Annotated in this window: 17 protein-coding genes; 13 read left to right on the top strand and 4 right to left on the bottom strand. The window is 42.8% G+C overall.

The features are described 5' to 3' along the window. Positions 1 to 494: 494 nt before the first annotated feature. Entirely contained in the window at positions 495 to 2,360 is a 1,866-nt protein-coding gene (locus tag C900_RS29835) for a toxin-antitoxin system YwqK family antitoxin (protein WP_009579508.1), read from the bottom strand. 192 nt (positions 2,361 to 2,552) lie between these two features. Between C900_RS29835 and C900_RS09190 the strand changes: the two genes are divergently transcribed. Further along, on the top strand, positions 2,553 to 3,995 hold the full coding sequence (locus C900_RS09190; RefSeq protein ID WP_009579510.1) for a carotenoid oxygenase family protein: 1,443 nt from the start codon (positions 2,553 to 2,555) through the stop codon (positions 3,993 to 3,995). A 67-nt stretch (positions 3,996 to 4,062) separates the two neighbouring features. Further along, complete coding sequence (locus tag C900_RS09195; protein ID WP_157493964.1) at positions 4,063 to 4,446, top strand: hypothetical protein; 384 nt, start codon at positions 4,063 to 4,065, stop codon at positions 4,444 to 4,446. 183 nt (positions 4,447 to 4,629) lie between these two features. On the opposite strand, the gene C900_RS09200 is transcribed toward C900_RS09195, so the two are convergent. Next, positions 4,630 to 5,109 carry a hypothetical protein gene (locus C900_RS09200; protein ID WP_009579513.1) on the bottom strand — a complete coding sequence of 160 codons (480 nt, stop codon included), beginning with the start codon at positions 5,107 to 5,109 and terminating at the stop codon, positions 4,630 to 4,632. Between the two features lie 150 nt (positions 5,110 to 5,259). On the opposite strand from C900_RS09200, the gene C900_RS09205 reads away from it, so the two are divergent. The 5 genes from C900_RS09205 (at position 5,260) to C900_RS09225 (ending at position 9,485) form a co-directional block, all read left to right on the top strand. Beyond that, a complete protein-coding gene (locus C900_RS09205) occupies positions 5,260 to 5,445 on the top strand; it encodes a GxxExxY protein (RefSeq protein ID WP_009579515.1) in 186 nt (61 codons plus the stop codon). A gap of 370 nt (positions 5,446 to 5,815) precedes the next feature. Further along, entirely contained in the window at positions 5,816 to 7,771 is a 1,956-nt protein-coding gene (locus C900_RS09210) for an aconitate hydratase (RefSeq protein ID WP_009579517.1), read from the top strand. A 134-nt stretch (positions 7,772 to 7,905) separates the two neighbouring features. Further along, positions 7,906 to 8,322, top strand: a complete 417-nt coding sequence (locus tag C900_RS09215) for a DUF6567 family protein (RefSeq protein WP_083867470.1) — start codon at positions 7,906 to 7,908, stop codon at positions 8,320 to 8,322. Between the two features lie 7 nt (positions 8,323 to 8,329). Further along, entirely contained in the window at positions 8,330 to 8,926 is a 597-nt protein-coding gene (locus tag C900_RS09220) for a CDP-alcohol phosphatidyltransferase family protein (RefSeq protein WP_009579523.1), read from the top strand. A gap of 19 nt (positions 8,927 to 8,945) precedes the next feature. Beyond that, positions 8,946 to 9,485, top strand: a complete 540-nt coding sequence (locus tag C900_RS09225) for a flavodoxin family protein (RefSeq protein WP_009579525.1) — start codon at positions 8,946 to 8,948, stop codon at positions 9,483 to 9,485. Between the two features lie 62 nt (positions 9,486 to 9,547). On the opposite strand, the gene C900_RS09230 is transcribed toward C900_RS09225, so the two are convergent. Then, positions 9,548 to 9,961 carry a hypothetical protein gene (locus C900_RS09230; protein WP_009579526.1) on the bottom strand — a complete coding sequence of 138 codons (414 nt, stop codon included), beginning with the start codon at positions 9,959 to 9,961 and terminating at the stop codon, positions 9,548 to 9,550. Between the two features lie 220 nt (positions 9,962 to 10,181). On the opposite strand from C900_RS09230, the gene ppsA reads away from it, so the two are divergent. Together ppsA and C900_RS09240 are read left to right on the top strand one after the other, a co-directional pair. Beyond that, positions 10,182 to 12,578 (top strand): phosphoenolpyruvate synthase, encoded by a 2,397-nt coding sequence (gene ppsA / locus C900_RS09235; RefSeq protein WP_040496299.1) that lies wholly within the window; start codon positions 10,182 to 10,184, stop codon positions 12,576 to 12,578. 71 nt (positions 12,579 to 12,649) lie between these two features. After that, complete coding sequence (locus C900_RS09240) at positions 12,650 to 13,708, top strand: AI-2E family transporter (RefSeq protein ID WP_040496301.1); 1,059 nt, start codon at positions 12,650 to 12,652, stop codon at positions 13,706 to 13,708. 235 nt (positions 13,709 to 13,943) lie between these two features. Here C900_RS09240 and C900_RS09245 read toward each other — a convergent pair whose 3' ends face one another. Beyond that, positions 13,944 to 14,414 (bottom strand): OsmC family protein, encoded by a 471-nt coding sequence (locus C900_RS09245; RefSeq protein WP_009579530.1) that lies wholly within the window; start codon positions 14,412 to 14,414, stop codon positions 13,944 to 13,946. 432 nt (positions 14,415 to 14,846) lie between these two features. Between C900_RS09245 and C900_RS09255 the strand changes: the two genes are divergently transcribed. From C900_RS09255 to C900_RS09270, 4 genes are all read left to right on the top strand, one after another. Beyond that, positions 14,847 to 16,097: a baeRF3 domain-containing protein gene (locus C900_RS09255; protein ID WP_009579531.1), complete on the top strand. Its 1,251-nt coding sequence runs from the start codon at positions 14,847 to 14,849 to the stop codon at positions 16,095 to 16,097. A 151-nt stretch (positions 16,098 to 16,248) separates the two neighbouring features. Continuing rightward, entirely contained in the window at positions 16,249 to 16,623 is a 375-nt protein-coding gene (locus C900_RS09260) for a hypothetical protein (RefSeq protein ID WP_009579532.1), read from the top strand. 338 nt (positions 16,624 to 16,961) lie between these two features. Continuing rightward, positions 16,962 to 18,509 (top strand): sensor histidine kinase, encoded by a 1,548-nt coding sequence (locus C900_RS28300; protein ID WP_009579533.1) that lies wholly within the window; start codon positions 16,962 to 16,964, stop codon positions 18,507 to 18,509. Then, the gene (locus C900_RS09270; protein ID WP_009579534.1) at positions 18,487 to 18,864 is read left to right on the top strand and encodes a response regulator transcription factor; all 378 of its coding nucleotides are present in this window, start codon (positions 18,487 to 18,489) and stop codon (positions 18,862 to 18,864) included. The genes C900_RS28300 and C900_RS09270 overlap by 23 nt, the downstream gene beginning before the upstream one ends. The last annotated feature ends 434 nt before the right edge of the window (positions 18,865 to 19,298 follow it).

Here is a 19,298-nt window from a genome sequence, read left to right on the forward strand (position 1 = left end):
AGCCAAACTAAAGAGTCCCGATAATTATAATAATTATCGGGATCACTACGATGAAAATACCTGCCTTATAACTTAGTAAGGTCCTTCGTTACCTACCAATGACAAGTTTTCATGCTGATAGTCAGATGATAGCATCTTATTGCTCAGTTTGTAACTTTTGTGGCTATTTTGATTTTTCATTGCATGTCTTTACTTTTTTGTCTTGACACAAAAAAGTAATAAATCCCAAAGGTCCAAAGGACTCCTGTGGAGGATACCTATGTGAAAAAGTCAAGGCTGTGAGCAAATGGCTAAATTTCAATCCCTGTGATGACAGATCACAAACTCGCCCGGTTGTCATCGGTCACAAACAGTGTGATTTACAAAGTACGTGTTGCATTGAAATACTTAACGCCATTTGCTCAAGGCCGTTCGGGTAACTGTCATTATCCACAAAATCAACTAAAAAGTTGTTGGCTACCTCGGGATGTTCTTTTGAGACAGCTCCAAATATTCTAAAGGCTGGTAATGTTTTCCTCGACCAATTCTCCGGCTTTATACACTTCTTCTCTGATCTTTATGCCCAGTTCGTTATAAAACTCCTGAACGCCATCTTTCTTGCCATTGGCAAAATTAATAGAGCTTTCTAACAGACCATTTTCATAGTACCAGTACCAGATCCCACTTTGTTTGCCATTTTCATAATACCCTTCGATATTTAATGTCCCCGAAGGAAAATATCCTTTGTAAGTGCCATGAAACCTTCCGTTTTTATAGTTTGCTTCTATCAGTAATGCACTGTTGGTGTTGTAAGTATGCCATAAGCCTTGTCGGTAACCCTTGATTAGTTTGCCTTCTTGATATAAACCATTCTCAATGCCAAAATTTGTAACGTTACCTGTTCCGTTTTTAATAACAATATTACCCGTATCATCCCAATATTTATCGATGACAAAGATTTCTTCTTCGTCAAATTCTCCTTCGGCCTGCAGAGTGCCATTATCATGGAAAATTTTCCATACACCTATTTTTTTGCCATCTTTAACGGTTCCTGTTTGGGCTATTTTATTATTAGAAAAGTAAGTATTAAAAATACCGTTGCCTTCGGCCACCAATATTTCACCGGTTGGCGACCAGCAGTTAATGATCCGCTGTTTTTCATCGTGATATTCAAGTTCCCTTGATTTTTGACCATTGTCATAGTAGTAGGTCGTTTTTCCGGATAATACCCCTTTGTCGTAGCTTTCTTCTGAACTCCGTTTTCCGTTTTCATAGAAGTAGTCCCAGTTTCCTGTAAGCTTGTCTCTGAGAAATTTACCCCGGCCGGCAAGGCGACCACTTTCATGCCTAATGATCCACCATCCATCCTTTCTTCCATTGTTGTAGGCCCCTGAGTCAGCCACAAATCCATTGCTGTAATAATTGATCCAGACTCCATGTGGGATTCCGGTTGAATAGTGGCCTTCTTTGGTCATAATACTGCCTTCATACCAGGTCCATTTCCCATTCTCCAGCCCATTTTCGTAGTTTCCTTTGAGGGTAATGTTTTCATTTTCATCATAATATGTCCAGGGGCCGTTGACCACACCATCTACAAGTTCTCCTTCAGACATCTTAGCCCCGCTTTCGTAGTAGTAGGTTTGCAAGCCGTTAACACCACCACGAAGACCAAAGAATAACCCAGACAGGCCCACGAAAATGACTGCTACCAATGGTGTTCGCAACTTATGGTTGGCCGGATAGGGAATGAATTCCGGTGACTTTTTCAATAGTGCCAGCTCTTCAAATGAAAGTTTTCTGAAAGCAAAATTATAACCTTCAGCAACTGCAATTCCATAAAATATCAGGTCAATAGGGCTAAAAGTCTCCTCAAAAATGGCAACCAGAAGATTGGTATTTAAAAGCTTAAAAGCATCAAATAATCCAATGGACTGATATTCAGCTAAAAACCATACCTGAGTAAAGAGATTACCCAGGAGACACCCAAGCAGGGCGTAGATTGCACCAATTATCCCATATGTTTTGTCTATACCAGAGCCAAAGAAACGTACTCCGAAACCGACAATTAGCCCTACGCCTATGGCCATAAAGCCTATCTGGTAATTTGTAGCAACTGTAATTGTTGCCCATAAAACAGCACCCAATAATGCAGCAGCCAAACCTCCGATGAGGGCAAATAGCATATCCTGCGTTTCACGCAATCGCTCTATAGTGTCTGCGTCCAGTTGCTCTATAATTTCTATAGGTTTGGCCTCTTGTACGGGGGTGGTTTTCTGTTCTTCCTGATAAGCGGCCTCTATTTCGTCTTTAATAAAGTCATTGCAGGAGTATTCAAATGTAGCCACATCGCCTGTAAGCTTACAAACGATGCCCTTTTGCATATCCATTTGCCTGTTTTGGCAAATTTTGCAAAATTCAAGTTGTTCTTGTCGTTTCAAAGTGAATTGAAATTATATAAAATATTATAAATAAACTTACAGTATAGTGAAGATTATTATTTTCGGCAAGTAAAAAATGATTTAAATCTTACAAAGCCTGGTGCAACATTTACAGAAAAATCTTGTTTGACTCATATGTCAAAGGCCGAATATAGCATTGGATTTCAAAGTCAGGAAAATGAAATAGTGCATAATGAACTTCCTGTACAGGGTGCATGGCCTGAGTGGCTCAGCGGAAGCTTATTAAGAACCGCCCCTTCTAAATTTGAAGTGGGTAACAGTAGGTACCGTCATTGGTTCGATGGGCTAGCCATGCTTCATAAGTTTACCTTTAGCCGCACCAATGTAAGCTATGCCTGCAAGCTGCTGGAAAGCCGGGCGTATAAAAAAGCTGTTGAAAAGAACCGGATCATATATGGTGAATTTGGCACTGATCCATGCCTTGATCTTTTTGGTAAGGTGTTTTCATTCTTCAGCGGGCCCGACCCTACGGATAACGGAAGCATTAATATCAATTTGTGTGGCGAGAGTCTTGTGGCAGTTACCGAAACACCAAAACCCGTGGCAATTGGTATGGATGATCTTCGAACCATAGGTCCGGTGGGCATCAAAGGTAACGTCAGAGGACATCTTACCGTTGTGCATCCCCATTATGACCGTGAGGGCACATTGTTTAGCTTTATCACGAAATTTGGACCTGCAAGCAAGTATAAGGTGTATTCTCAGCAGCTCAACAGCAGAGAAAGACGGCTTGTTGGTACCGTTACTACTGACAAGCCTGCATACATGCATAGTTTTGGCATGACTGAGCGATACATTATACTAACCGAATTTCCTCTGGTAACTAATGTGCTGAAGCTTCGATTTGGTGGCAGATCATTTATCGAGAACTATAAGTGGCAAAAGGAGAGAGGTACAAGAATACATTTGATCGATAAGAAGAACGGAGCGATAAAGTCTTTTGATACAACATCTTTTTTTGCTTTTCACCATGTCAACGCATTTGAACAGGAGGATGATGTTGTGTTTGATATTGTGGCATATAAAGATGCTACTGTAATTGATGAATTGTACCTGGATCATTTGCGATCAGGGGAGCGATTATCTGCTACAACAGAACTATGGCGGTACAGACTCAATACCGCAGAAAAGACTGTTTCCAGAACCGTGATAACGAGGGTGCCCATAGAGTTGCCAAGGATTAATTATTGGCAGGTAAGTGGCAGAGTTTACCAGTATGTTTACGGGGTAGGTACTACCGTCAGGGGTAATTTTATTGATAACATCAGCAAAGTAAATGTATCTAACGGGCACGTGGTAATTTGGCGTGAGGCACACTGCTACCCTGGTGAGCCTGTATTTGTCGCACGTCCGAATGCAAAAAATGAAGACGATGGTATACTGCTGTCTATTGTATTAAATACCAATACAAAGACGTCATTTTTGTTGATCCTTGATGCGAAGAATCTCAGGGAGTTAGCCCGGGTGCTGGTACCGCAGCATATTACATTCGGATTTCACGGTCAGTATATTGATAGCAAAGAGCCGGAAGAGATAATAAAGACCATTCACAGTTAATGTTGCTTCAATACTTTCCAACCAATTGGCCAGAGTTAGTGTCATATATGAAATGACAATAATGCTGATGAAAAAGACATACCATTTTATAATTGTGGCTTTTGTAACTCTTGGCCTGTGGAGCTGCGAATCGGAGGCCATCGAAGTAAATAAGTCTTGCACTTACAATGCAACCATAAAAGATCTGAGTGGTCTGGATGGGTGCGGGTATCTGTTTATGCTTGAAAATGGTGATTACCTGGAGCCTGTCTGGCGCTGGGGCTTTTGTGGTACACCACCTCTGCCTGAAGGCGCTACCGAAGACCCTTTGTGGGACTTTCAGTTTGAAGATGGCAAGAAACTGAGGCTGGGATTTGAATACACTAACAACTATGGGTCTTCCTGTATGAAAGGAAAAACGGTGATCATCACTTGCCTGGAAACGATAGATGATGATTCGCCAGAATTATAAATACGCTTTCTTAAAAACTACGAACCTAGTGTGTCCAGTGTTAATTAAACGAACTAAAATCTTTGATTATACTTTGTTTTTTCTAGGTAAATTTTTGGGTAATTAGTATTCTACACGCCAGTGTCGGCAATGTCTCTTTATGCAACTTTCTGCAGTTGCACAGGAGACATTGACTCCATTAATTTACTCAGGCCATTGGATGTTATCTTCATCGTCAAACAAAGGGCCAAACTGTATTTCCGATAGCTCCTCTTCATCGAGCCAGAAATTAACCTCAACCTCATCAGCGGATATAAGCTTGTGGTCAGGGCTTTCAGCAGATGACCAATCCTCGAAGTTAAGCGGTCCCAGTTCCAGCGTTTCCAGCCTTTTAATGAGGTCATTTCTGTTGAGGCCGATCAGGCGCTGCCCTTTTATGGTAGCTTCTGGTGAGCTCAGGGCGATAGAAACAAGCCGCCAGTTCTCTTCTTCATCAAAAGAAAGAGAAAGCTCTAAATTGTCGTAGTGCCAGGTTTCGCTCAGCTCGCCCTCCTCTGACTCATAGGCATAGGTTTCTACTTCATCCGGTTCCCCGATAATATCTTTTACCTGTGCGGTGCTCATTCCAAATTTGATCTGGCCTAATCCTCGGCCCGGCTTGATCTCGTGTACATTGGTGCTCATGCTGATTTTTAAGTTATAAAACGCAAAGTTTATGTAAATAAATGATAAATGCAGCGTAAATCAGGAAATTGTATGCGTTGACATTTTACAGAAAGCCTGATTACCTGAGTCGATTTTATAGAAATCAATATATTTACGATATATAAAGAATTGTTAACACCTATTGTTGAGGACAAAGTGGTCGTGGAGCTAAAAGCTGTTGTCAAGTTAGAAGATGCTCACCTTGCCCAGGGAAAGAATTATACAGTAGCCTACGACTTCCCCAGAGGTTTGTTAATCAATTTTGGAGGCAGGAGCCTGGAATATAAGTTATTATTTAATCCAAAATACAATTGAGTTGAAATTGTCTGGATCAGAAATAGAGGATTTCAGAATTTTGGGGAAGGAGCATAGAGCTGGGTCTGTAGATTTGACTGGATACTGTCGAAGAAAGACTAGCCCAAATCCTGATCATCCTGTCATTCTAAAATTCTGTATCATATAGAGGGTGGTAAAACTGTCTGTATCAGGATTTACAGGATTGCAGAATTTGGGGAAGGAGCATTAAGCTCGGTCTGTAGATTTGATAGGTATTGTCGAAGAAAGACTGACCTAAATCCTGGTCATCCTGTCATTCTAAAATTCTGCTCCGGGACGAATAAGGAAGTATAACCATCATTCCCTCCATATTGTTCTATACCTATAACGCAATCTCAAATTTCAGCCTATGAATAATTCACTCAATGTAACTCAAAAGCTCATTTCTTCGCACTTATTATCAGGTGAAATGGTGTCTGGTAGTGAGATTGGACTGAAAATTGACCAAACGCTCACTCAGGATGCAACCGGCACAATGGTAATGCTTGAGTTGGAAGCTATGGGCATAGAAACTGCTAAAACTGAACTATCTGTTCAATATGTAGATCACAACCTTATACAGGCAGACTACAGAAATGCCGATGACCATATTTTCCTCAAGTCTGCCGCTCAGCGGTTCGGGCTTTGGTATAGCAGACCGGGGAATGGTGTTAGTCATCCTGTACATATGGAGAGGTTTGGAGTTCCCGGGAAAACACTGGTAGGTTCCGATAGCCATACACCCGCTGCCGGTGGCATGGGTATGCTGGCCATAGGAGCCGGAGGACTTGATGTGGCTTTTGCAATAGCCGGAGAACCTTTATATATAAAAATGCCTCAAATATTAGGAGTTAAACTGACTGGCCAGTTGCCGGACTGGGTGAGTGCCAAAGATGTTGTGTTGGAGATGTTGCGCAGGTATGATGTAAAGGGCTGCCGCGGTATGATCATTGAGTATTATGGGCCAGGACTTAAAAGCCTGAGCGCGATGGACAGACATGTGATTGCCAATATGGGTACGGAAATGGGGGCAACGACCACGGTATTCCCGTCAGATGACGCGATTAAACGGTTCCTTCGCTCACAAGAGCGGGAAGATGATTGGAAAGAAATAGTGCCTGATCCCGAGGCTCATTATGATCTTACGGATGAGGTTGATCTATCAGACCTGGAGCCTATGATTGCCTGCCCCAGTAGCCCCGGTAATGTAGTAAGGGTTAAAGATGTAGCGGGCAAACCCATTGCACAGGCAGTAGTGGGTTCATCAGCCAACCCGGGGATCCGTGATTTTTGGGTGGTAGGAGAGATCCTTAAAGAGAAGAATGTACATCCTGATGTATCATTGGACATTAACCCTACTTCAAGGCAGGTAGTTCAAAATCTTATCGATACTTCTTCATTTCCAAGTCTTTTCAGATCAGGAGCACGCTTTCATCAGGCCGGGTGTATGGGTTGCATAGGCATGGGGCAGGCGCCTGCCTCCGGAAAGATCAGCCTGCGTACAGTGCCGCGTAATTTCCCCGGCAGATCAGGCACGCTGGATGACCAGGTGTATCTCTGCAGCCCTGAAACGGCAGCAGCTTCGGCCCTTACAGGAAAAATTACGGACCCGAGAGACCTTCAGGAGCTTTACAATATGGAATACCCGCGCTATAAGTATCCGGAAAGGGAGATCGTTAATAAGGATATGTTATTAGCCCCACCGAAAGACGGGCGGGGTATATCGCTTGAAAAAGGAAAAAATATAAAAACCTTCCCCGAATTTTCTTCATTGGAAAACAGCAGGAGAGTTCCGGTGATCCTTAAAATGGGTGATAACATCTCCACCGATGAAATTTTAAAGGCAGGAGTTAAAGTATTGGCGCTGCGCAGCAATATTCCCGAGATCAGCAGATGGGCCTATGCTGTAATAGATGAAAACTTCTATGATCATGCGAAAGAGGCGCAGGATAAATTCGGAGGGCATATAGTGGTAGCCGGGGAAAATTATGCTCAGGGATCAAGCCGTGAACATGCAGCCATTGCCCCGAAATACCTGGGGCAGGTGGCGGTTCTGGCTAAAAGTTACGCCCGCCTGGGGTGGCAAAACCTGATCAACTTTGGGATTATACCCTTTGAATTTGCTAATGCGGATGACTATGATCATATAGCTACCGGTGATGTCATGCGCCTGGACAACCTGGTGGATAGCTTTAAAAACAATGAAAAACACTATGCTGTTAATGAAACTAAAGGGCTTACCTGTGAATTAAAACACAGCCTCAGCGAGCGGCAGGTAAAAATGATCTTAGTTGGTGGCGTGATCAACCATTTTCGAAAACAATGATTGGATGCATACCAGGGAAGTGATGAAAATCATGGAACGTAAGGATAAGCATCATACCTGTTAGATGTTTGAATAAGTAATATTGTTATCAGAACAAGGGCCGGAAATGATTCTCAGGCCAAAAACCTACCACTATGAAAAGAATACTGATAACCGCAGGCTTAACAGGGTTAATATTGATCATAGGGGGATGTGCTTCTACCGGTCTCACAACCTCTAGTCATTTGACCAACGTTGAACTCAGAGAACCAAATTTTAAAATTGTGGCTACGAATGTTTCTGGTGAGGCCTCATCAGGAGCGGTTTTTGGGGTGAGTTATGGTCTGGGGATGGCTACTACCCAGGTCGCGTTGATACCCTTGAGTAATAACCGGTTGCTTTACAAAACGGCTATGCAAAATTTGTGGAACAACTTTGAATCAGCGAATGGCAAACCTGTTGACCGGAAGCTGGCTTTGGTCAATGTTAGGTACGATTCCGAGTCTTTAAATTTATTCTTCTATACCAAAGTGACAACTGTGGTAGTTGCGGATGTGGTTGAATTTCAATAGTAACGATATGAATACCCACAAGACCAGTTATTATGTCATCAACGGTATAACCATGTATCGCCTGGTTTCAGCGCCATTTTTGCTGCTGCTGGCTTATATCGGAGAGGTGGTGTGGTTTAAGTGGCTGTTGGCGCTAAGCTTTCTAACTGATGCCATTGACGGACCGTTGTCACGCAAATTTAATGTGACCAGCGTGTTTGGATCAAGACTGGATTCTGTGGCAGACGATGCAACCGTTTTGGTATCTACAATTGCGATTTGGCTTATCCACCCCGAATTTATCAACAGCAAATGGATGGTTATAGTTGCACTGTTGGCTTTGTTCGGTATTCAAACCGTAGCTGCTTTGGTAGCATATCAGCGGGTTACCAGCTTTCATACTTACCTGGCCAAGACTGCGGCTGTGGTACAAGCCATTTTTTTTATAATGATATTCTTTCACCTCGGACCGGTGCAACTGATGTTTTACATAGCTGCACTAATTACGGCAGTACAGCTTTTGGAGGAGATAATTCTTGTGATCCTCCTGCCGGAATGGAAGGCCAATGTAAAAGGGTTGTATTGGGTATTGAGATTTCAAAAACATACACTACACTCCGATTAGAACTGCAAACACTACACCTATGAAGACTTTAATAATTTATTACTCCTTTACCAGCAACAACGAACTTTTAGCCAGGGATATACAGGAAAAACTGGATTGCGATATGGCCAGGATCGAAGAGGAGAAAAAGAGGACCGGGTTTACCATTTTTATGGATATATTTTTCAAAAGAAAGCCCAGGATCAAGCAACTGCACGTATTTCTCAATGATTATGACAATTTTATATTCATAGCACCTATCTGGGCGGGCAAAATAGCTTCTCCGCTGAGGTCATTCCTGGTATTGGAAAAGGACAACATCAGTCGCTACTCATTTATAACAATATGTGGAGGAGTGCCAGGGCAGAAAGAAAAAATTACCGGAGAACTTACAAAGCTGGTGCGAAAATCACCACAAAATGTGACCGAACTGTGGATCAACGATCTTTTACCCAAAGAGAAAAAGGATACAGTGAAATACACCACTGCCTACAGAATAAAGCAAGCCGATCTGGACGCTTTCAATCATGAGGTATACGAATTTTTAAAGGAGAGCGAGGCGCTTGAATACCATCAGTAAGATCAATTAGCAAACCAGAAACCAGAAACCAGAAACCAGAAACAAGACCAGTGACCAGCACACTACATCGCTTTTTCAATAAACTCAAAAAACTCCTCCTTGTATTGGATAAATTGCCTGCTAAATGACTCAAGTTCGTTCATTATTGCATCATGTTCCCGGAAGTATTCTATTTTTGATTCATCTTTCCTTTCCAGCATATCCGCCAGTTTTTTCTCATGAAGCCGCAGTTTGCCGGTGAGCTCATTAATTAGCTCTCCTCTATAGTAGAGGATAATATTTTGGAAATATTCAATTTTTTGTTTGTCTTCAGCAGCCGAAAATTTTTGGGCATACTGGTCTAGTAGTTTCTGAAAGAAAGCGAGTTCATGTTTCCATAAAACGGCTGAGGATAGCCACTCCAGCGTTTTTCTGTGTTTGTTGAGTAGTGTTGGCTGTACAATATACCTGTCTGTAGCCGATGTAACAGAGATCATAATTAGTGCTTTTAGTTTAGTAGTCAAAACTAGTCATCATACTAGTCAACAAGGATGATGGTAATCAGGTTCTCAGGGTGATTGTTGTCATGTTTTAAGGGGGTAGGATATTACGTGACAAAACCTGATGTAAATCACCTGTGGTGTAAACAAATGTCATAGTCGTTGTACCAGGCGTATGGTAAGTTTGTTAGTCTAAAAGTGAAGTGAAATTGGAGCCATGAAGACAACCTATATATTATCATTCAATAAACTGACCATGCAGGACCTGGCAAAAGTAGGAGGTAAAAATGCCTCGTTGGGTGAAATGATCCAAAAGCTGACGCCACTAGGGGTTAATGTGCCCGGGGGTTTTGCGATCACCGCAGGCGCCTATTATGATTTTCTTTCATACAACGAGCTAAACAATAAAATTCAGGTTGAGCTTGATATGTTGGATCGTGCCACACTAGACAACCTTCCTCAAGTAGGGGCGCGGTGTCGCGATCTGATACTGAAGGCCACATTTCCTGAAAAGGTGCAGCGAGCAATAGCAGATGCTTATTACGAGTTTGTAGCAGCAGAGGGAAAGGTCGCTACTTTTGCCGTTCGTAGCAGTGCAACAGCAGAAGATTCTCCAACAGCGAGCTTTGCGGGTCAGCATGATTCCTTTCTAAATGTATCCGGCCTGGATAATTTACTGGATGCAGTACAGCGATGCTATGCGTCCCTGTTTAACGACAGGGCTATCAAATATCGCATGGATAATGGCTTTGACGATATGCAGGTAGGGCAGTCTGTGGGGATACAACTGATGGTGAGAGCAGACAAAGGCAGTGCCGGAGTAATATTTACCATAGAACCCGAGACCGGAAATAAGAACCTGATATATGTAACAGGAGCATGGGGTTTAGGAGAAAGTGTAGTTCAGGGCGCAGTAAATACCGATGAATTCTACCTGTTCAAGCCTGCCATCGAGGCGGACAAAAGGTCATTGATCTACAGTGTACTAGGTAATAAACAGCAGATGGTGGTATATGGTGCCGGATCCGGTAAGAACACCACCTGGAAAGAAACTCCACCTGCCTTGAGAGATCAGTATGTGCTTACCGATGATGAGATATCGACACTGGGCAAATGGTCATTAAGTATTGAGCGGCATTACGACCTGCCAATGGATATAGAATGGGCTAAGGATGGTCTTTCGGGAAAGTTATACATTGTACAGGCGAGGCCTGAAACTGTACATTCCACCAATAGGGAATTGGTGTTGAAAGAATATAAGTTGTCAACCAGGGAAACTCCATTGCTTACAGGAAAGGCAGTGGGACGTTCCGTTGTCAGCGGCAAGGTCAGTATTGTGAAGTCTCTGGCTGATGGAGCTAAGGTGGAGGCTGGCAATATAATAGTAGCAGACATTACCAACCCCGATTGGAATGCTTTGCTGAAAAAAGCCATATGTATCGTAACCAACAAAGGAGGTAGGACCAGTCATGCTTCTATTATTGCGAGAGAACTGGGCATACCGGCAGTGGTGGGTACGATGGCTGCCACTGAAAAACTGGTAGACGGGCAGGAGATCACCGTTTCCTGTGCGGGGGGCGATGAGGGATATATCTACAATGGCAAGCTGAACTGGGAGGAGAAAGAAACTACCCTTCAATCCATCGCCAGAACAAAAACAAAGCCTATGTTCATATTGGCGGATCCCCAAAAGGCGCTGCTTTATGCTTCATATCCCAACCAGGGGGTGGGATTATTGAGAATGGAGTTCATGATCAGCAATAGCTTGCAGGTACACCCCATGGCGCTGATCAAATATAATGAGCTACCGGACGATAAGGAGAAAAAGCAGATCGATGCGCTCACCCGGCACTATATTGATAAAAAGCAGTTTTTTGTTGATAAGCTGGCTCAGTCTATAGCCTTGGTGGCAGCCGCTTTTTATCCCAAAGAGGTAATTGTGCGTATGAGTGATTTCAAGACGAATGAGTACGCCAAATTACTAGGAGGAAGGCTTTTTGAGCAGGAGGAGGAAAACCCGATGTTGGGATTCAGAGGGGCCAGCCGCTATTATAACGAACGATATCGCGAAGGATTTGGACTCGAATGTGCGGCTATCAGGAAAGTACGGAATGAAATGCTCCTGACCAATGTGAAGGTAATGATCCCTTTCTGCCGCACAGTTGAAGAAGGTAAAAAAGTGCTCGATGTGATGTCATCATTCGGATTGGAAAGAAAGAAAAATGACCTTGAGGTGTATGTAATGGCTGAAATTCCGAGTAATATCCTGCTTGCTGCGGAGTTTGCTACATTGTTTGACGGATTTTCGATCGGTTCCAACGACCTTACACAACTCACACTTGGGCTTGACCGCGATTCAGCTATTGTTAGTGATCTTTTTAACGAAAATGATGCTTCTGTACTGTACCTGATAAGGCGACTGATTGAGGTAGCCCATGAACATGGCGTGAAGGTCGGGTTGTGTGGTCAGGCTCCCAGTGACTATCCGGATTTTGCCCGCTTTCTTGTTGAGTGTGGTATTGATTCAATTTCATTTAATCCTGATGCTCTCATGCGAGGTATTGAAAATATTGCGCTTGCTGAGGCAGAAGTTAAGGTTGTTTTTAACACATAATTTATAAATTTGGGTACTCCCCGGCTACCATAACGGGGGATTTTTCAAAAACCCGATATTTATCTATGCCAATGCAGCGGTCAGTATTTGTGTCAGGGTCATCCTATCTGAGATGGTTGCAGATCATTGTCTACGGGTCGGTAATTTTATATTTCGGAAGGGATGTTTTCATCCCGGTGAGTTTTGCATTGCTGATCAGCTTTGTTCTATATCCTGTCTGTGCATGGCTGGAAAGGAAGGGGTTAGGTCGGCTCACAGCTATTCTTGTTGCAGTATTTATATTACTTATACTGGGTTTGCTATTACTTACCCTATTGGTCAGCCAGTTCATATCCTTTATAGATGAATGGCCCTCGCTACAGAGCAAACTGTCACAATCCATCGATGATCTGAGCCAAATGCTCATTGACGTATTCGGTATTTCAAAAGATAAGCAGAAGGAAATGATCTCCAAAATGTCAGATCAGTCTGGAGGAAATATGCTGACAGTAATTCGTAACACTATATCGGCATCAGCGTTTTCTGCTGTACTGTTTTTGCTGATCCCGGTTTACGCTGTGCTGATCCTTTATTACAGGAGTTACTGGATGAAAATCCTTTACCGGTTGTTTCCTAATGAGCGAAATGAAAGTATACTGGAGCTTATATCTCTGACCATTCAGGCGTATTATAACTTTATAAAAGGAATGGCGATAGTATATCTGGTGGTGGGCACGTTAAACAGTGTAGGCCTCCTGCTACTGGGAGTTCCGCATGCTATCCTGTTTGGCTTTATTGCCTCTGTCCTTACCTTTATTCCTTATGTGGGCATTATTGTAGGATCTCTGCTGCCTATCACCATGGCGTGGATCACGTATGATTCTGTTTGGTATCCGGTAGGTGTTGTAGCTATATTTACGTTTGTACAGTACCTGGAGGCTAATGTCATATTTCCCCTTGCGGTGAGCAACCGGCTGCATGTTAACACGTTGGTAATGCTGCAGGTGATATTCGTTGGTGGTGTATTGTGGGGTGTAGCCGGGATGATCCTCTTTGTGCCTTTTGTTGGTATTTTAAAGCTGGTGGCAGATTATAATCCCAAATGGAAAACCCTTTCCATGATCCTGGGTACTGATAACGGGAAGCTTTAATGGGTGAAATAGAAACTCTTAACTGGTGTCATGTGTCGTCATTTAAGCTTTCTCTTTAGTTTCAGAATATAAACCGAAGACGTCTTTCAATAATCAGGTAAGGAAAAAAGTTGTGAAGACAGAAGCCGGTTTTGCCCACCCCTGCCTCAAACTGGTCAACGTCCCGGAGGCCTTAAAGATTTATGGCTTTCGGGATCGAAGCCAGCACACATGGTTTAAGCTCTGGCAGAGGTTTTTATGTCCTGCTAACTAAAGCGGCATATTCAATTATAGGCTTCATCACCACTTTTGCAGTTATTGAATTGGAAATGAGACAAGCTGTCTCTGCTTTTACCAATATCCGTATGGTACGATCAAAGTCGTCTTCATCAAAAATAGTGACCCTGGGCTCAATATACACCTCTGACATCTGTAGTTTTCCATCCAGTTTTTCCAGCTTTCCGCTTGATTGACAACTGAATGATTTAAATGCAAGTTTTGAACTTTCGGCTACTGCCAGAAAGGTGGTCATAAAGCAACTACTCACCGCTGCGGTAAACAAATGTTCAGGAGACCAAATACCGGGCATACCCTGAGGAAATTGAGGGGGAGTGGCTACCTCTATATGTTGATTTTTGGAAGATTCATCGTTTAGTTCAGGGGAGTGCATAACACCTTTTCTGTGGCTACTCCAGGTTACATTGACATTATAAAAATGTGGTTCCATACGGGTTATAATTTTTGCTAATAAAAAATAAATTCTTTAAAGCTACCTTTTACCCCCAGGCCAATGAATGATCGGGCTCATGTGGCAATATGATTAATATCATGGGTGGAGAGTGGAGAGCGGAGAGCGTGGCGCAGAGAGCTGAGGGGCGGGGTTGCTGGCTACTGGTCTGTCACTGGTCACTGGTCACTGGTTACTGGGTACTGGTTACTGGTTACTGGTTACTGGTCACTGGTTACTGGTCACTGGTTACTGGTTACTGGTCAGGTCAGGTTACCGATTACTGATTACCGATTACTGATTACCGATTACCGATCACCGATCACCGATCACTTGTTACTGACTACAGATTGCTGGTTTGTTTTGTGACTTGCAGCTTAGGGCTCGAGGTTTGCAGCTATGGCCAACTGAAGTATAAAATCTCTCTTATGAATGATTGCAGTCATTGGCGCTGACATAAATAATAGCGTACTTTTCGATATAAAAAGGCATGAAAATGGAAGCTGTGGGGGTTTACCTGTTATTATCACAAATTACCTGTTTCCGACATTTTACAGGCGTCTTATTTTAAAAATGAAGATGACTAGCAACCTTAAAAATAATAATACCATGCACCACCTAATGTTGGACCCGGACTTAGTTAGTAAAGTAACCAAAGACAACGGTCTGTGTGTGACTTTACAGATACCCACCAGGAGGGACCCCTCGGCGTGGGAAGAAAATGATCTTTCACTGCGCCTGGCAGTCAACGAGGTAACCGAGCTTATCGAAAAAGCCCGGGCTCCGGAAAAGCTAAAAAAAGACCTGTCTAACAAAGTCAATGTGCTTTACGAGAGTGTTGACCCCAAGCAGGCGCTGGACGGAATGGGAATGTACGTTTCTGCGGAACTGTCGGCTCTCTTGCGCTTTCCTTTTACCGTGAAAAAGGAGGTGGAGGTGGGCAAATACTTTAAATTCCGAAATGTTTTTTACCTGCAACAGTACACGGAACCATACAAAATATTACTGCTAAGCAAGAAGATGATCCGTCTTTTTTCCGCAGTGGGCAATGTATTAGTAGAAGAGAAAAATGAAGATTTTCCCCTGCTGTACAATGAAGAATACGAATACTCCAGACCGGCTCTTGGCAACTCCTATGGATATACGATGAAGTCTTTTGAAAAAGATAAGTCTTTGATGCAAAGCCAGCGAATGAATGCATTTATCCGGTCCGCAGATGCTCAGGTACAGAAGTACATCAGTGGTACCGGCCAAAAAGCCATTTTGGCGGGGTCTGCTGAACTACTACACGAATTTCAGCCCTCGAACCCTGAACTGATAATGGGTAGCGTAACCGGCAGCTTCACAGATAGAAATATGCATGTACTCGCTGAAAATGCCTGGTATGCAGTTAAGGAACATAAAGACGCCAATATAAACGCTCTGATCGGCACGATAAGGGAGCTCAGAAACAGAGCGCTTGTGATATCCGGAGCGGATGATAGCTATGCTGTGGCTAAAGAGGGACGAGCACAGTTCCTGCTGGTCGATAAGAACTACCACTACTATGTGAGCAACGATGAGAAACATGACTTGGTGGATAACATCATCACCACAGTGTTAGAGAAAAACGGGGAGGTGATGTTTGCCGAGCCTGGCGCGCTGAAGGAGTATGACCATCTGGTGATGAAGTTAAGATATTAGTGTACTAATAAAAACGAACGGAGCAACTCTGGTGCAGGACATTACCAGTTTTGCTTTTTTCATACTCCAGGTTAAATTATGTATTAAAATTACATCAATCCAGATAAATAGCTCCTTTGATTTAATTTAGAATGAAACCAACTTTTGTTTCATGAATCCATTCATAGGTTGTGAGTTTGATCCTCAAACCAGGATCTTCTATAAGTATTACTCGGGGGCAATTTACATGGAGGATCTCATTGCCAGTTGGGAAGATATTATTGAGAAAGGTTTGATACCTCCTAACACAAGAAAGTTTATACTGGAATACAGCAATGGATTTTTAGTGGCCGGGCCAGAGGCTTCAACGGAAATTGCCGCGTTTTACCAGAAGCATCATGCAATATTTGGAGGTAGTAAAGTGGCGTTGATCATGCAAAATCCGGATCAGGTTATCTTCCCTATTTTAGTCAATCAGGAGCAGTCTCATGTACAGTTTAAGCCTTTCTACACACTCGAAGGAGCGTTGGAGTGGGTAAATGCATAAAATATTACCTGCCACAAAAATAAAAATGGAACCTTTTAAACTGTTTTTAATTGCGGTCTGTTCTACAATCAAAGCCCTGGTACATCCCGAATCTTAGCATGTTGTCCGTAGGTTAGGCTGCTTCGTACGTAGCTCCTATCAATTTAATGCCAATTTTTTGGGTTATACTTGGTAAATAATGTATATTTTATTAATTTGATTATGCCGCCTCTGTGTTATAATTCAATTTTGAATCAATCTTATAAATAAACTTACATGTGGGTAAAAAGAGTTTTAAGGCTCCCTAAAAAGTATTAAATTTATTATTACCCTTATATAACACTAATGACTGTTGCGAAATGACAGTACAAAAACCAACTGCACTAGAGGGCGAAGCCGGATTCAGGGTATTATTTAATTGCGCCACGGTCAGTATCATCGTTGTTAATGAAAGAGGGTGTATTGAGTTGGCTAATCCGTATACAGAAGAGTCTTTTGGGTATTCTGTGGAGGAGTTAACGGGCGAACCTGTCGAGATATTGATCCCAGAGGAACTCCGTGAAAAACACAGTCTCATAAGGGAAGAATATTTTAAAGATCCGGAGGATCGCCCGATGGGTCTGGGTATGGAGTTATACGCTCGCAGGAAGAATGGAGAAGTCTTTCCTGTAGAGGTTGGCCTCGGACACTATGAACTGGACAATGAAAAACTGGCAGTAGCTTTCATAACCGATATATCAGAGCAAGTTCAGGCCAGGAAAATTCTGGCCGATCGTGAGCAATGGCTTCGAAGTATGGCTGATAATGCTCCGGTAATGATCTGGGTAACCGATTCGAATGGGAAATGGACCTATTTCAACAAAACATGGCTTCAGTTTACGGGGCGTTTACTGGAAGATGGTCTGGGCACTGGCTGGACAGAAAATGTCCACCCTAACGACCTGCCCCGAACGGTTACTAATTATAACAATGCTTTAGAGAACCATCAGTCTTTTTCAATCGAATACCGGCTGAGGCGCCACGATGGCAAATATCGCTGGATCCGGGATACAGGCAACCCAGCATATACCCCGGAAGGTGAATTTACCGGGTATGTCGGGTGTTGTCATGATATACATGATCAGCGATTGACCCAGGAAAAGCTGGAGGATCTGGTTTGGCATCGTACAAAGAGGTTGCATAAGGTGCTCAGTCGTGAAAAAGAGATGAACGCCCTGAAGTCGAGATTTGTTTCTATGGCTTCTCATGAACTGCGCACCCCCCTGAGTATTGCCCTTTCGAGCCTCATGTTGGTAGAGCAATATGGTACATGGGAAAAGGATGAAAGGGTGGGTAAGCACCTTCAGAGGATCAGAACATCCATCAATAGTATCAGCACGATACTGGGCGACTTTCTATCACTGGATAAGCTGGAACAGGGCAAGGTAGTGTTAGAGTTAGAGATGTTCGATCTGTTGAAATTTATGTACGAAGTGATCGAAGACGTTAAGGCGCTGAAGAAGAAAGGGCAGCATATCTACTTAAGCCATAAGGGAGACAGGACCGTTATCCTGGACAGGAAAAAGCTTCACTATATCATGAAAAACCTGGTTTCAAATGCCATAAAATACTCTCCGGAATATACTGACATCGAGCTAAATTTTGAGAATAACGAAAAGAGCATCTCTATGATGGTCAGAGATCATGGTATTGGTATACCCGAAGATGAGCAGCAATATATGTTTAATAAGTTTTTCCGGGCCAAAAACACAGAGGGTATTTCTGGCACCGGCCTTGGTATGACTATTGTAAATCAATATGTCGAACTAATGAAAGGAACTATACACTTCACCAGTAAAGAAGGAGAGGGCACTACATTTACTATGGAAATGCCACAGCATAACCATGAAAACCATACTCATCATTGAGGATAATTACGATATCAGGGATAATACCGCTGAAATACTGGAGCTGGCAGATTATGAAATAATGGTTGCTGAAGATGGTGTGCAGGGACTATATAAGATCAAAGAACGAAGGCCTGATCTGGTACTCTGCGATATACTCATGCCTAAAATGAACGGTTTCGAGGTCCTCAGGCAGTTGAAAAATAACCCTTCAACGGTTGATATCCCCTTTATATATGTTGCCGCCAGTGTAGAAAAAGATGAAGTTTTGATGGCAATGGACATGGGGGCTGATGGCTATATTGGCAAACCCTTTGAAGTCGAAGATCTTATTGAAAAGGTACGGGAAAAAATGGCATTGCTAAACCGGGAATGATGCTTTAATCTGGAATCCCTGCGGGAGGTGTAATTGTGGCAGTTTTTACGTTATCAATTACTTAGTGTCTCTAATAAAACTCTTGTCGTTATCGGTAGTGTTGGTTTTCAGTTTATTGAAAAACCTGGTATTGGTACGAGAGGAAGGGCCTTCCCAGGTTTTTAATTGTACCCTTGAACTTAGTGAGATCTTTCATTCCAGTAGGGCCTTATACAGAGGGTTTTGGGTCGGTCTTCCTGGTTTGCATACCTTTAATCGGTTTTGCTATGTCGAGCTCACGTTAATTTAGTGGCTTTAAACGTTCCCGCCAAAGGGCCATAGCCGCTAACTTAACAGTAAATATAGTCCCAGAGGCCATACGCGGTAACTTAAAGAAATTATGACTTTTAGAAAATACATGTTTCACACCTCACCCATCAAAAGCCTGTGCTTTT

The organism is Fulvivirga imtechensis AK7 (genome assembly GCF_000331535.1).
GTDB lineage: Bacteria > Bacteroidota > Bacteroidia > Cytophagales > Cyclobacteriaceae > Fulvivirga > Fulvivirga imtechensis.

Coding starts and splice junctions, on each gene's coding strand:
- C900_RS29835 (WP_009579508.1), bottom strand. CDS start 2,360: ATGCAAAAGGGCATCGTTTGTAAGCTTACAGGCGATGTGGCTACATTT.
- C900_RS09190 (WP_009579510.1), top strand. CDS start 2,553: ATGTCAAAGGCCGAATATAGCATTGGATTTCAAAGTCAGGAAAATGAA.
- C900_RS09195 (WP_157493964.1), top strand. CDS start 4,063: ATGAAAAAGACATACCATTTTATAATTGTGGCTTTTGTAACTCTTGGC.
- C900_RS09200 (WP_009579513.1), bottom strand. CDS start 5,109: ATGAGCACCAATGTACACGAGATCAAGCCGGGCCGAGGATTAGGCCAG.
- C900_RS09210 (WP_009579517.1), top strand. CDS start 5,816: ATGAATAATTCACTCAATGTAACTCAAAAGCTCATTTCTTCGCACTTA.
- C900_RS09215 (WP_083867470.1), top strand. CDS start 7,906: ATGAAAAGAATACTGATAACCGCAGGCTTAACAGGGTTAATATTGATC.
- C900_RS09220 (WP_009579523.1), top strand. CDS start 8,330: ATGAATACCCACAAGACCAGTTATTATGTCATCAACGGTATAACCATG.
- C900_RS09225 (WP_009579525.1), top strand. CDS start 8,946: ATGAAGACTTTAATAATTTATTACTCCTTTACCAGCAACAACGAACTT.
- C900_RS09230 (WP_009579526.1), bottom strand. CDS start 9,961: ATGATCTCTGTTACATCGGCTACAGACAGGTATATTGTACAGCCAACA.
- ppsA (WP_040496299.1), top strand. CDS start 10,182: ATGAAGACAACCTATATATTATCATTCAATAAACTGACCATGCAGGAC.
- C900_RS09240 (WP_040496301.1), top strand. CDS start 12,650: ATGCAGCGGTCAGTATTTGTGTCAGGGTCATCCTATCTGAGATGGTTG.
- C900_RS09245 (WP_009579530.1), bottom strand. CDS start 14,414: ATGGAACCACATTTTTATAATGTCAATGTAACCTGGAGTAGCCACAGA.
- C900_RS09255 (WP_009579531.1), top strand. CDS start 14,847: ATGATTGCAGTCATTGGCGCTGACATAAATAATAGCGTACTTTTCGAT.
- C900_RS09260 (WP_009579532.1), top strand. CDS start 16,249: ATGAATCCATTCATAGGTTGTGAGTTTGATCCTCAAACCAGGATCTTC.
- C900_RS28300 (WP_009579533.1), top strand. CDS start 16,962: ATGACAGTACAAAAACCAACTGCACTAGAGGGCGAAGCCGGATTCAGG.
- C900_RS09270 (WP_009579534.1), top strand. CDS start 18,487: ATGAAAACCATACTCATCATTGAGGATAATTACGATATCAGGGATAAT.